Annotated in this window: 13 protein-coding genes; 4 read left to right on the top strand and 9 right to left on the bottom strand. The window is 64.8% G+C overall.

What is annotated here, in order from left to right:
* The first annotated feature begins 29 nt into the window (after positions 1-29).
* Positions 30-2,060 (top strand): TPM domain-containing protein, encoded by a 2,031-nt coding sequence (locus CH266_RS19095; protein WP_255175963.1) that lies wholly within the window; start codon positions 30-32, stop codon positions 2,058-2,060.
* Between the two features lie 69 nt (positions 2,061-2,129).
* Here CH266_RS19095 and CH266_RS19090 read toward each other — a convergent pair whose 3' ends face one another.
* Positions 2,130-3,515, bottom strand: a complete 1,386-nt coding sequence (locus tag CH266_RS19090) for a glycine--tRNA ligase (protein WP_032368169.1) — start codon at positions 3,513-3,515, stop codon at positions 2,130-2,132.
* Positions 3,516-3,760: 245 nt separating this feature from the next.
* On the opposite strand from CH266_RS19090, the gene CH266_RS19085 reads away from it, so the two are divergent.
* Positions 3,761-4,171, top strand: a complete 411-nt coding sequence (locus tag CH266_RS19085) for an ArsR/SmtB family transcription factor (protein WP_032368439.1) — start codon at positions 3,761-3,763, stop codon at positions 4,169-4,171.
* A complete protein-coding gene (locus tag CH266_RS19080; RefSeq protein WP_027497490.1) occupies positions 4,168-4,608 on the top strand; it encodes a Fur family transcriptional regulator in 441 nt (146 codons plus the stop codon). The genes CH266_RS19085 and CH266_RS19080 overlap by 4 nt, the downstream gene beginning before the upstream one ends.
* Positions 4,609-4,615: 7 nt before the next feature.
* On the opposite strand, the gene CH266_RS19075 is transcribed toward CH266_RS19080, so the two are convergent.
* From CH266_RS19075 to recO, 4 genes are read right to left on the bottom strand one after another with little or no spacing between them, the layout of a single operon-like run.
* On the bottom strand, positions 4,616-5,623 hold the full coding sequence (locus CH266_RS19075) for an iron-siderophore ABC transporter substrate-binding protein (protein WP_255175962.1): 1,008 nt from the start codon (positions 5,621-5,623) through the stop codon (positions 4,616-4,618).
* 33 nt (positions 5,624-5,656) lie between these two features.
* The gene (locus CH266_RS19070; RefSeq protein ID WP_027497492.1) at positions 5,657-6,061 is read right to left on the bottom strand and encodes a hypothetical protein; all 405 of its coding nucleotides are present in this window, start codon (positions 6,059-6,061) and stop codon (positions 5,657-5,659) included.
* A complete protein-coding gene (locus tag CH266_RS19065; RefSeq protein ID WP_045841262.1) occupies positions 6,054-6,872 on the bottom strand; it encodes an isoprenyl transferase in 819 nt (272 codons plus the stop codon). The genes CH266_RS19070 and CH266_RS19065 overlap by 8 nt, the downstream gene beginning before the upstream one ends.
* On the bottom strand, positions 6,829-7,662 hold the full coding sequence (recO, locus tag CH266_RS19060; protein WP_032368171.1) for a DNA repair protein RecO: 834 nt from the start codon (positions 7,660-7,662) through the stop codon (positions 6,829-6,831). Before recO ends, CH266_RS19065 begins: the two co-directional genes overlap by 44 nt.
* Positions 7,663-7,734: 72 nt before the next feature.
* Here recO and CH266_RS19055 point away from each other — a divergent pair, with 72 nt between their 5' ends.
* The gene (locus CH266_RS19055) at positions 7,735-9,156 is read left to right on the top strand and encodes an amidase (RefSeq protein WP_094715940.1); all 1,422 of its coding nucleotides are present in this window, start codon (positions 7,735-7,737) and stop codon (positions 9,154-9,156) included.
* Positions 9,157-9,200: 44 nt separating this feature from the next.
* Here CH266_RS19055 and CH266_RS19050 read toward each other — a convergent pair whose 3' ends face one another.
* Genes CH266_RS19050 through ureB form a run of 4 tightly spaced genes read right to left on the bottom strand, consistent with a single transcriptional unit; the run spans position 9,201 to position 12,914 of the window.
* Positions 9,201-9,935: an urease accessory protein UreD gene (locus CH266_RS19050; RefSeq protein WP_094715939.1), complete on the bottom strand. Its 735-nt coding sequence runs from the start codon at positions 9,933-9,935 to the stop codon at positions 9,201-9,203.
* Positions 9,932-10,546 (bottom strand): urease accessory protein UreG, encoded by a 615-nt coding sequence (gene ureG, locus CH266_RS19045; protein ID WP_094715938.1) that lies wholly within the window; start codon positions 10,544-10,546, stop codon positions 9,932-9,934. Before ureG ends, CH266_RS19050 begins: the two co-directional genes overlap by 4 nt.
* Positions 10,543-12,261 carry an urease subunit alpha gene (ureC, locus tag CH266_RS19040; RefSeq protein WP_255175961.1) on the bottom strand — a complete coding sequence of 573 codons (1,719 nt, stop codon included), beginning with the start codon at positions 12,259-12,261 and terminating at the stop codon, positions 10,543-10,545. The genes ureG and ureC overlap by 4 nt, the downstream gene beginning before the upstream one ends.
* Positions 12,258-12,914 (bottom strand): urease subunit beta, encoded by a 657-nt coding sequence (ureB, locus tag CH266_RS19035; protein WP_094715937.1) that lies wholly within the window; start codon positions 12,912-12,914, stop codon positions 12,258-12,260. Before ureB ends, ureC begins: the two co-directional genes overlap by 4 nt.
* Between the last annotated feature and the right edge of the window lie 25 nt (positions 12,915-12,939).

Below are 12,939 nucleotides of genomic sequence, written 5' to 3'. Positions count from 1 at the left end.
GACACGACCCAGCCGGTAGATTTCAGCGCATGGCAGTCCAGCACCGGCGGCACTCCAGCGCCACAGTCCGTAGGTCGGTCCATCGATTCCGTCGCCTCACCGCAACAGGTGCTCTGACCTTGTTCGCTGTGGTTCTCCTCGCCCCCGGCGTCGCCTCCGCCGAGGCACCGTCGCGCCTCGCCACCCAGATCACCGACAACGTGCAGGCACTCGATCCGGACTCGCTGGCCGAGGTGCAGACGTCCATCGACGACCTGTACGGCGGCAGTCAGCTCAGGCTGTGGGTCACCTACGTTGCGGATTTCGACAACATGTCGGCGGCCGACTGGGCCGAGCAGACATACCAACGGAGCGATCTCGGCCAGCGTGACGTACTGCTCGCAGTAGCCACCGTCGATCGGTCGTACTACCTCGGCGTCAATACTGGGCTCTCACAGATCACCACGGCAGAGCAGGACGACATTCGTGTCAACGACGTCGAACCTGCACTGGGCGAGAAGGATTGGTCGGGAGCGGCCATCGCGGCCGCCGGCGCACTCGGCGAGGCCTATGCATCGAGCGGTGGAGGTGGGTCGTCGGCACCGCTGCTGATCGGTGTCGGGGTGTTGGCCGTCGCAGGCGGCGGAGCTGTTGTCTACTCCTCACGGCGCAAGAAGGCTCGAGTGGCCGCCGAGGTGGAAGCGGTGGCGAAGATCGATCCGAGCGACCCGGCAGCATTGGCCCAATTCCCGATCGACGTTCTCGACACCCGCGCCAAGGAAATTCTGATCGAGACCGACAACGCCGTGCGAGCCAGCGAGGAGGAATTGACCCTCGCCCGAGGCGAATTCGGCGATTCGGCAGCCGCTCCCTTCATCACGGCGTACGACAACGCAAAGAAAGCTCTGGCCTCCGCCTTCGAGATCCGTCAGCGCCTCGACGACGCCATTCCCGAAACCCCCGATCAGCGCCGGGCGATGCTCGTCGAGATCATCTCCTCGTGCGGCCAGGCAGATCGCGAACTCGACTCGCGGGTCGAGGAATTCGACGGATTCCGCGACCTCGTCATGAACGCCGGCTCGCATCTCGACGAGCTCACCCAAGCCATCATCGGCTTGACGGTGCGCATTCCGCAGTCCGAAGCCGTACTCGCTCAACTGCATTCGGAATTCTCCGAGACCGCACTGAAATCGATTGCCGACAACGTCACGATGGCCAAGGATCGAGTTGCACTGGCCGAGGAGAACATCGAAGCCGGCCGGAAGGCCGCAGCACTGCCGCCCGGAAAGCAGGGCCCGGCCGTGACCGCGATTCGGACCGCGGAACGAGCTGTCGATCAGGCGAAGTCGTTGCTCGACGGAGTCGACCACGCCCGCGACGACATACGGCACGCAATAGCCACCCTGCCCGACGCCATCGCGGACGTCCGCCGGGACATCGAGCAGGCTCGCGGACTGGCCGAACACGGCGGCACCGAACTGCAGGCGGCGATGACTGCGGCACAGACGGCATTGAAGAACGCCGAGACGGCACAGTCGAGCGATCCGCTCGGTAGTTACACCGCCCTTGCCGCAGCAGATTCCGAACTCGAAAAGATCGTCGACGAAGCGTCGGCGGAGAAGGCCGCCGAGGATCAGCTGCGTGCGCGTCTGGAACGCGATATTGCGGCTGCTCAGGCGCAAATCACTGCTGCTGCGGACTACATCTCGACGCGCCGCGGCGGCGTGGGTGCCGATGCTCGAACGCGTTTGTCCGAAGCCGAACGGCATCTCGGTGCAGCTCGTCAGCTCGAGCCGGACAATCCCGACGAGGCTCTCAAGCACGCGCATGCCGCCAGCCAATTGGCTTCGCGCGCATCGCAGATCGCCCAGTCCGATGTGCGGAACTGGGAAAATCGGCACGGTCCACGCGGCGGCAGTAGCGGCGGCAACGTAGCAGGCGCCGTGCTCGGCGGAATCCTGATCAACAGCGTGCTGCGCGGAGGCGGAGGCGGATTCGGTGGTGGATTCGGCGGCGGCGGGGGCTTCGGCGGCGGTGGAGGCGGAGGCGGAGGCTTCGGTGGCGGCGGCGGCCGCTTCTGATTCGACCCAGACATGCGACAGGGCCCGATCTCTCATCGAGAGATCGGGCCCTGCCGATTGCCTACAGCCCTACGCGCCGATCAGACGGGCGGCGATGTAGCCCTCGACCTGATCGAGAGCCACGCGCTCCTGTGCCATCGTGTCGCGCTCACGAATGGTGACGGCGTGGTCGTCGAGAGTGTCGAAGTCGACGGTGATGCAGAACGGGGTACCGATCTCGTCCTGACGACGGTAGCGGCGACCGATGGCTCCGGCGTCGTCGAATTCGACATTCCAGTACTGACGCAGTTGCTGCGCAAGATCTTTCGCCTTCGGCGTCAGATCGGCGTTACGCGAGAGCGGGAGCACCGCAACCTTCACCGGGGCAAGACGACGATCGAGCTTGAGCACGACACGCTTGTCGACACCGCCCTTGGCGTTGGGTGCCTCGTCCTCGGTGTACGCGTCGACGAGGAATGCCATCAGCGAGCGCGTCAGACCTGCCGCCGGCTCGATGACGTACGGGGTGTACCGGGTATCGGTGGCCTGCTCGTAGTAGCTCAGGTCCTGGCCCGACGCCTTCGAGTGCACCGTCAGGTCGTAATCGGTGCGGTTCGCGACGCCCTCGAGCTCACCCCAGGCACTGCCCTGGAAGCCGAAGCGGTACTCGATGTCGACGGTGCGCTTGGAGTAGTGCGACAGCTTTTCCTTGGCGTGCTCGTACAGCCGCAGGTTCTCCGGATCGATGCCGAGATCGGTGTACCACTTCATGCGGTAGTCGATCCAGTACTGATGCCACTCGTCGTCCTCGCCGGGCTTGACGAAGAACTCCATCTCCATCTGCTCGAACTCGCGAGTGCGGAAGATGAAGTTTCCCGGCGTGATCTCGTTGCGGAAGCTCTTGCCGATCTGGCCGATGCCGAACGGCGGCTTCTTGCGTGAGGTCGTCAGCACGTTGGCGAAGTTGACGAAGATTCCCTGGGCGGTCTCGGGGCGCAGGTAGTGCAGCCCCTCTTCGTTGTCGACCGGGCCGAGGAAGGTCTTGAGCAGGCCGGAGAATGCGCGCGGCTCGGTCCACGAACCGGGCTCACCGGTCTCCGGGTCGCGGATATCGGCGAGGCCGTTCTCGGGCGGGTGGCCGTGCTTCTCCTCGTAGGCCTCGATGAGGTGATCGGCACGGTAGCGCTTGTGGGTGTGCAGCGACTCGACGAGCGGATCGGAGAACGTCTCGACGTGGCCGGAGGCCTCCCACACCTGGCGCGGCAGAATCACCGACGAGTCGAGCCCGACGGTGTCGTCGCGGCTGGTGACCATGTTGCGCCACCACTGCTTCTTGATGTTCTCCTTGAGCTCGACGCCGAGCGGACCGTAGTCCCAGGCCGACTTCGTACCGCCGTAGATTTCGCCGCACGGGTAGACGAGACCTCTGCGCTTGGCGAGGTTGGCGACGGTTTCGACCTTGGACTTGGGTGCCACTGGCGGAGCTCTCCATCTTCGGTTACATCGTGTAAGAGGTGACGTGGGCGGTTTTCGCCCTGATCAGACTATCTGGCTCGGTCATCGATTCCGAACAGCGGTCGGGCACCGAAATTGACATGCGCACCTGTGCATATCACAATGAATATGATTTGCAATAACGATGACTGCACTAGCCTGAGTTCATGACGTCGACCGTGCAGGGAGAATTCGACAACCGACCGGTGACCGAAGGAGCCGCAGCCATGTCCACGGTGCACACCCACAGAACCGACTCGTCCATGGAGACAGCGGCGCACCTGCAGGATCCGGAACGCCCGGTGCACGACGACCCGTTCGCCGCCGCTCCCCCGGCGTTGCTCCCGCCGAAGGAGACCTTGGCCGCCGCCGGTGACATCCTGCGTGCACTGGCCGCACCGGTTCGGATCGCCATCGTGCTGCAGCTCAGAGAATCCGAGCGCTGCGTTCACGAACTCGTCGTCGCCCTCGGTGTGACGCAGCCCTTGATCAGCCAGCATCTGCGGGTTCTCAAGGCCGCCGGCGTGGTGCGCGGAGAACGCAACGGCCGCGAGGTCCTGTACAGACTGGTCGACGACCATCTCTCCCACATCGTCGTCGACGCCGTGGCTCACGCCGAGGAAGGCCGAAACCTGTGACCGAGAAGACGACCGATACCGCCACTCCGAGACGACCCGTCGTAGTCGGAGTACGAGCCACGAAGCAACGCAGTGCGATCTCGGATCTGCTCGACACCATCGAGGAGTTCAAGTCCGCGCAGGATCTGCACGACGAGCTGCGCAAGCGCGGTGAGGGGATCGGCCTGACAACCGTGTACCGCACACTGCAGACCCTTGCCGACGCAGGAACGGTCGACGTTCTGCGTACCGACAACGGCGAGTCGGTCTACCGGCGTTGCTCCTCGGGCCATCATCACCACCTGGTGTGCCGAGCATGCGGATTCACCGTCGAGGTCGAGGGTCCCACCGTCGAGAAGTGGTCGCAGAGTGTCGCCGAGTCCAACGGCTTCAGCGACGTGAGCCACACCATCGAGATATTCGGCACCTGCAGTCAGTGCAGCACGGCCGGTCACTGAACAGCTCTCACCCCACAGCACCCGCCAGGCGAGGCACCACCGAATCGATGGCGAACGGAATGGACAGCACCGAGTTGTACGTGATCGCCCCGCGCTGATCGGTGGACAACGGAATGATCGCGTCGTTGCGAGCAGCTGTCAGCGTTCCGAAGATCGGGTTCTCGGCCACGACGTCGATGTCGTCGCCGGTGCCGAGATAGAGCACCACATCGGCGTCGAGCTTCGAGATGTTCTCGGCCGAGACCGGAACGAAGAAGTTGGTGCCGTTGTCCTCGGCCAGGATCGGGTCCGGAATTCCGAAGCCCAATGACGTGACGAACGTCCCCCGTGCATCCCCGGGTAGATATGCGCCGAACTGACCGTCGTACGGAAGTACCACGGCGGCAGTCTTACCCGCGAACTCCGGATGTGCGGCTCGAACCTGTTCGAGTGCAGCCGTGGTCTGGGCGTTCAGCTCCTTGCCACGATCGGATTCGCCCATCGCGCGGGCGATGGTGTCGGTTGCCACCTCGCGATCGACGGCGTATGCCGCCGATCCGGCCGGTCGAGCGACGGTCGGGGCGATGTCACTGAGTTGCGCGTAGGTGGCCTCGTCGAAGCCGGCGTTCAGCCCGGTGATCAGATCCGGTTGCAGAGAAGCGATCAGCTCGAAGTTCGGTTCGGACTCCGAGCCCAGCAGCGTCAGTGGTGCGTCGCCCACCAACTCGTCGGTCCACGGACCGAGTCCGGTCTCGTAGAAGGTGTATCCGGTGTTTCCGACCGGGACGGTTCCGAGCGCGATGACGGCATCGGCGTCGGACACCCCGAGCGTGACTATGCGGGTGGGCTTCTCCGGAACGGTCGTGCTGCCGTAGATGTGGTCGATGACCACCGGGAAAACACCGTCCGCAGACTGGGCCGCGCTGTTGTCGGGTTCTGCTGTGGAGCAGGCAGTTGCGGACGCGCCGATGGCCATCACCGCCACCACTGCCGTCAGCATTCTGGACACTCGAACCGCCATTGCAACCGCCTTCACGTGAGTTAGTAAAGGCTTACCTTAGACAACCGTTCAGGGCAGCAAACCCTCGCGGGCCTTCTCGACCCCAGCGAGCACCAGAATCAACATCGTCAACATCGCTTCGTCGTCCAACCCGTTGGCCGGAAAGGTGTAGCGCAACAACACATCTGCGAGCTTGTCGTGGGTGTTGACCGAAATCGCGCCGAACTGCGAATCGGCGTTGCGGTCGGCTACCTTCTTGTGTAGTGCGGGCTTGAGCGGTCGATCCCAGGCCAGCACCGCGGTGAGCGAAAGCACCTCGAGCTCCGGCGAGAGCTGCACCGCGCGTAGCGAGCACAGCGCACCTGCATAGTCGAACCCCAGAGACCCTTCCTCACCCACAGTGACAGTGGCGAACTGCGCCAGCGCCAACTGAGCCCGCGTCTGCAAGGTCAGGCCAGATACATCGTCACTCATATTTCACTCCACCGAATCGTCGGTCCCGCGACGCGAATTCGATGCAGGCCTCCCACAGATCTCGACGATCGAAATCGGGGAACAGTTTCTTCTGGAAAACGAACTCCGCGTAGGCCGACTGCCACAGCAGGAAATTGGAGGTTCTCTGCTCCCCCGAGGGACGCAGGAACAGGTCGACGTCGGGCATGTCCGCCTCGTCGAGGTACTTCGCGACGGTCGCCTCGGTGATCTTTTCCGGGTTGATCTTTCCGGCGGCAACCTGACGCGCGATTTCCCTTGTGGCGTCGGCAATTTCGGCTCGCCCGCCGTAGTTGACGCACATGGTCAGCGTCATCACCGTGTTGTGCTTCGTCAGCTCCTCGGCCACTTCGAGTTCTTTGATGACGCTGCCCCACAGTCGCGGTCGCCGACCTGCCCAGCGCACCCGCACACCCATCTCGTTCATCTCGTCTCGTCGACGCCGGATCACGTCGCGATTGAAGCCCATCAAGAACTTGACCTCGTCGGGACTGCGCTTCCAGTTCTCCGTCGAGAAAGCGTACGCAGACAACCACTGCACACCGATTTCGATGCAGCCACAGACGGCATCCATCAGTACTGCTTCGCCCTGCTCGTGCCCTGCGGTTCGCGGCAATCCACGATCCTGAGCCCACCGGCCGTTACCGTCCATGACCAGAGCGACGTGACGAGGAATCAGCTCCGGCTGCAAGATCGGCGGCCGCGCACCCGAGGGGTGCGGGTCCGGCGGGCGAACCGCCGGCCGTTCGTCAGGCCGGTGTTGCGGCTCGCGTCGTCGAATCACGGTCCCCATCCTGCCCGACGGTGTCGGCGAACACGGAGTCAGGTTGGGCCAGCGGCACCTGGTGCGGGTGCGAGCGCTCGATGAGCGGAAGTGTGCGGAGCTGGCGTTCGAGATGCCACTGCAGATGAGCCGCCACCAGGCCACTGGCCTGCTTTCGGACCGCATCGGAGGTGGTGACGGTGTAGTCCCACTCCCCTCGTTCGAGGGCCACCATCAAATCCAGAACACCGCTCGATGGCGTCGCAGATCCCGGCGGTCGGCAATGCACGCACACAGCGCCACCCGCGGCGACGTGGAACGCACGATGCGGCCCCACCGCAGCGCATCGAGCGCAGTCCGTCAGTGCGGGAGCCCATCCGGCGAAACCCATCGCACGCAGCAGATACGCGTCGAGTACCAGCTCGGGCGGCCGCACGTGCTGCGCAAGGGCACGCAGCGCGCCGACGGTCAGCTGATGCAGGCGCTGCGCGGGGGCGTGTTCTTCGCCGGCCAGACGCTCGGCGGTTTCGAGGACTGCGCAGCCGGTGGTGTAGCGGCCGTAATCGGCAACGATGTCCCCGCCGAACGCGTCCACCGTGTGCACCTGGGTGACGATGTCGAGGTTGCGTCCCGGATAGAGCAGGACGTCGATGTGCGCAAACGGCTCCAGCCGTGCGCCGAACTTGGACTTGGTGCGGCGCACCCCCTTGGCCACCGCACGGACGATACCGTTTTCCCTGGTCAGCAACGTGACGATGCGATCGGCCTCACCCAGCTTGTGCTGGCGCAGGACGACTGCGTTGTCACGGTATGGCCTCACGCACTCCAGTGTCCCACGTGGGCGTCGACGAAGATCGTTCCCGCGCTGACGGTGAGTCGATACTGTGCACACGTGGATTTTCATCGGTCGACACTCGTTGCTCAGGCTGCCGAACTCGCGTCGAGACGCGTCACCTCGGTCGAGGTGGTCACCGCTGCGCTGGATCGCATAGAACGCAGTCAACCCACCCTCAACGCGTTCCGGATCGTGCGACGAGATGCCGCCCTCACCGAAGCCGCCGAGGCCGATCGGCTGATCGCTGCGGGCTCGTCCGCTCCCCTGCTCGGCGTTCCGATCGCAGTCAAGGACGACGTCGACATCGTCGGCGAACCGACCGCATTCGGCTGCGCGGGCCGGTTTCCGCGTGCCACCGAGGACTCCGAGGTGGTCCGCCGACTGCGTGCCGCAGGGGCGATCATCGTGGGAAAGACCAACAGTCCCGAACTCGGGCAATGGCCGTTCACGGGCGGATCGTTCGGCCACACGAGAAATCCGTGGCACCGAGACCGGACTCCGGGCGGTTCCTCCGGTGGCAGTTCTGCCGCGGTCGCAGCCGAATTGGTCTCTGCCGCTCTCGGTTCCGACGGTGCCGGCTCGGTGCGCATCCCGGCGTCGTGGACCAACCTCGTCGGTATCAAGCCGCAGCGCGGCCGAATTTCCACCTGGCCCGATGCCGAGGCGTTCAACGGCATCACCGTCATCGGACCACTCGCCCGAACGGTGGCCGACGCAGCCCTGCTTCTCGACGTGGTCTCCGGTGGGCACGACGGCGATCTGCACCGGCCGACTCCGCTGACCGTCTCTGACGCTGTCGGCCGCGACCCCGGTTCGCTGCGCATCGCGTTGAGTCTGCGCAAGCCGTTCATTCCGACACCCGCGGCACTGGATCCCGAGATCACGGCTGCGGCGTACGAGATGGCGGCCGTGCTGCGGTTGCTCGGTCACCGCGTTGTCGTCGACGATCCTGCGTACGGAATGTTGTTGGGGCTCAACTTCTTACCGCGGTCGTTGGCCGGGGTCGCGGCCTGGCTCGACCGCCTGCCCGACCCGTCGCTGGCCGACCCCCGCACCCGAGCCAACGCCCGGAGCGGACGCGCCCTCGCCGGCGCACCGCTGCGGGCAGCCCGCGCGGCGGAGCCACGGATAGCCCGCCGCATCGGCCAGTTCTTCGACGACTACGACATCGTGCTCGCCCCGACGACGGCCACGCCGCCTCCGCGGGTCGACGCCATCGACGGCATCTCCAACGCCGACACCGACCGTGTGATCACCGAACACTGCCCGTACACGTGGCCGTGGAACGTCCTCGGTTGGCCGAGCGTCAACGTCCCCGCGGGACTGACGAAAGCCGGTCTACCGATCGGTCTGCAGCTGATGGGCCACGAATCCACGGAGCCTCTGCTGGTGTCGGTGGCCGCTCAACTCGAGAACGTACTGCAGTGGCATCGCCGACGCCCCGAGCCGTGGTGGACCCAGGTGAGCGACACCTCGTAGTCCACTACGAATTGCCGTGCGCAGGGCATGGCCGGGGCAGATCCTCACCGGACCAGCCGCACGGTCCGGTCGAGCGCCGTCCGCAACGCACCGCCCTCTTCTGCGGCCATTCGCACGGCATGGCCGACGCCGTTCGGAAGCTTCGTGACCACCAGGTGAACACCCTCCACGTCCGACAACGACGGCACGGTCGCGGCCGAACCCAGGACGTATACGGTGCCGAACGCGCGAAGCGAGCGCGGCCACAGGCTCGAATCGAGCAACTGGGCATCGACCATCAAGGGTTCCTGGCCCTCGACGCGACGAAGCCGGACGGTGGAGCCGATGCTGCCGACGTCGTCTGCGGTCAGCGCGGGATGCAACACGAAGGCGTCCACGACGACTGCGGACCCGTCGCCGATCTCCACGTCCATCAGTTGGACGAAATGCGCATGCCGCGTGAGGATTCTGGGCTCGGGGCAATGAATCAACCGACCGTCGCCCCGCAACCGCAGAACCGTCGACTCGGTCGCCACTGCACAGCCTGGCTTTCCCGTCACCAGCATCGCGCCCTGGCCGAGAACCTGTACATACGCGCCCGCACCGACGTGCACACGTTGCTCGATCACATCGCCGGGGTGGATCGACGCCCCCGAGTTCTGAACGATCACCGAACCGGACCCGGGACGCGGCCCGGGAAACATGCGCCCCACCGACTGCGGCCAGCGGTAGCGCTTCCTGTCGAATACCGTGCGTCCGTCCACCGCCTCGAACGACAGATCCAAAGACCGTGAGATCACACGAACAACACGTCGCGGTCGAGCTGCGCCACCACCGCGTCAATACCGTCGCCGGTGCGGGCATTGGTGGGCACGATGGGCTTGCCGCCGCGCACGAGATTCGCCTCGTGCAGTAGCAGCCCGAGATCCACTCCGACGTACGGAGCGAGATCGATCTTGTTGACCACCAACAGATCACACCGAACCACACCGGGGCCTCGTTTGCGGGGGATGTCGTCTCCGCCCGCCACGTCGATCACGAAGATCCAGTAGTCGACCAGATCCCGAGAGAAGGTGGACGCCAGATTGTCTCCGCCACTCTCGAGGAGGATCACCTCGGTGTCCGGAAACTGCGCCTCCAACTCGTCGGCGGCCGCGATGTTGAGCGACGGGTCCTCACGAATCACGGTGTGCGGACACCCACCTGCCTCCACAGCCCGTACCCGTGCCGGGTCGATAAGGCCGCTGCGCTTGACTCGTTCGGCGTCCTCGGCCGTGACGAGATCGTTCGTGATGACCGAGATCGATCGATCTGCAGCGCCGAAGACGGCGATGAGTTGCTCGACGAGGGCGGTCTTTCCCGATCCGACGGGCCCACCTATCCCGATCCGTGCTGCGCGTCGGTCCTTCATCGGAGCAGGTACCTCCCCGAGAAGGGGACGGTGGTCGCAGGCTCGCCGGTCAGCAGCACTCCGTCTGCCCTGACCTCGAAGGTTCGAGGATCGACCTCCACCACCGGAAGTGCCGAGTTGCGCACCATGTCGGATTTGCGCAGGCCCCGAACCGACGCGATGGGGACGACGCGTTTGCGCAGACCCAACCGGTCCGCGATGCCGGCGTCGACGGCGAGCGAGGACATGAAGACCATGCCCAGTTCGGCGGACGCCGCCCCGAGCGCACCCCAATTGGGCCGACTCACCACCGGTTGTGAGCGCGAGATGCTGCCCGCTGCATCCCCGAGTGCAGCCCACGCGACGAAACCGTTCTTCATGACCACCTCGGGTTTGACGCCGAAGAAGGCGGGCGACCACAGTACGAGATCAGCCACCTTGCCCACGTCGACGGACCCGATGTGCTCGGCGGCACCGATCGAGATAGCCGGATTGACAGTCAATTTCGCGATATAGCGCTTGACGCGCTCGTTGTCGGACGCCTCGGTCATCTCCTCCGGCAGTCGTCCCACCCGCTGCTTCATCACATCCGCCAGTTGCCAACAATTGGCGATGTTCTCCGCCACTCGGCCCATTCCCTGTGTGTCGCTTCCGAAGATGGAGATCGCGCCCATGTCGTGCAGGAAATCCTCGGCGACCATCGTCTGCGGACGAATGCGTGCTTCGGCGAACGCCACGTCCTCCGGTGCCTGCCAGTTCATGTTGTGCGCAGCCATCGTCATCGGTATGCCCTCGTCGAGGGCGTACGCGGTGTACGGGTTGGTGGGGTTCGTCGAGGCCGGTATGACGTTGTCGTATCCGACGCATCTGATGAGGTCGGGCGCGTGGCCACCACCTGCACCTTCGACGTGATACATGTGGATCGTCCGGTCGCCGATGGTGTTCATGGTCGTCTCGGCGAACCCGAACTCGTTGATCGAGTCGGTGTGCAGGTGCACGGCGAAGTCTGCGGAATCTGCTGCGCGAAGGGTCTTGTCGATCACCGCGGGCGATGCGCCGAAGTCCTCGTGAATCTTGACCGCGCCCGCACCCGCTGCCACCGATTCCGATACCGCTCGCTCGTCGGACGCACCTCTGCCGAACGCGACGAAGTTCATCGGAGTGTGCTCACCAGCTTGGAGGAACAGTCCGAGATTGCGCGCACTTCCCGTTCCCACCTCGAACGCCGGGCCGGGTGAACCTCCGATCAGGGTGGTTGTCCCAGTGGCCAGCGCGTGTTCGCTCTGCTGCGGAGAGATCAGGTGAGCATGCGTCTCGATGGCACCGGCCGTGACGATCAGCCCCGCTGCCGGTATCGGTGTGGTCATGTGTCCGACGACCATGCCCTCGGTGACGTCGGGCATCACATCGGGATTGCCTGCTTTGCCGATACCGGCGATGAGACCTCCGCGAATACCGATGTCGGCCTTGATCACTCCTTGCACGGCATCGATCACCGTAGCCCCGATGAACACGTAGTCGAGTGCGCCGTCCGATGCCGTCGACGTCGGCCGGTACCCCTCCCCGTCGCGTACGTTCTTTCCCGCCCCTGCCAGCAGTTCGTATCCCGGAGTGGTCAGATCCCGTTCGACTTCCACGAACAGCGACGAATCCGCGAGACGAATCCTGTCTCCTACCGTCGGCCCGAACATGCGCACATACGAGGCCCTGTCGATCGCAATTCCGTCGGTGCTCACGAGGGTGCTCCCGCTGTCGCATCCTCGTTCGAGTCGAGCGGACCGTCGACCAGTCCCCGGAAGCCGTGCACCACTCGGTCACCGGAGATCGGAACGAGCCGCGCGACGACGGACATTCCAGGCTCGAATCTCACACCCGCACCCGAGGCGACGGCCAACCTGCGTCCCCACGCCGCGCGCCGGTCGAATTCCAGGGACTCGTTGGCTTCGAAGAAGTGTGTCTGACTGCGTACTTGAACGTCGCGATCTCCCCTGTTGACGACCGTGACCGTGGTGATCTCGGAACCGCCGAACAGCACGACCGGTCGATCGGCCACGATGATCTCGCCGGGAACGACATCGTCCGCCGAGGGCGCGATGGGGTCGACCACGGTGATCAGCTTCGTGCCCTCGGCGAACGGCGCGTCCACCATGATCATGTCCACCATCGCCGCAACTCCGTCCTGAACCTGCGCCGCAGTGAGCAGGTGACCGGCGTGGTCGATCACCTCCTCGAAGCTCAGATCTTTGCGGGCAGCGAGCAGGATCTCGTCGGTCAGGTACGCGACCGCCTCGGGATGCGAGAGACGAACACCGTCGCGGAGATTTCGCCGGGCGAACTCGGCTGCCGTGAAGATGGTCAACCGCTCGCTCTCGGTGGGAGTGAGGAACACAATCGAATTCCGTTCTCGTGTAGAG

Origin of the sequence: Rhodococcus sp. 06-1474-1B, assembly GCF_002258885.1 — a bacterium.
GTDB classification, from domain to species: Bacteria; Actinomycetota; Actinomycetes; order Mycobacteriales; family Mycobacteriaceae; genus Rhodococcoides; species Rhodococcoides fascians.
Note: the sequence above shows the minus strand (reverse complement) of the source record. Positions and strands in the feature narration are given on the sequence as shown.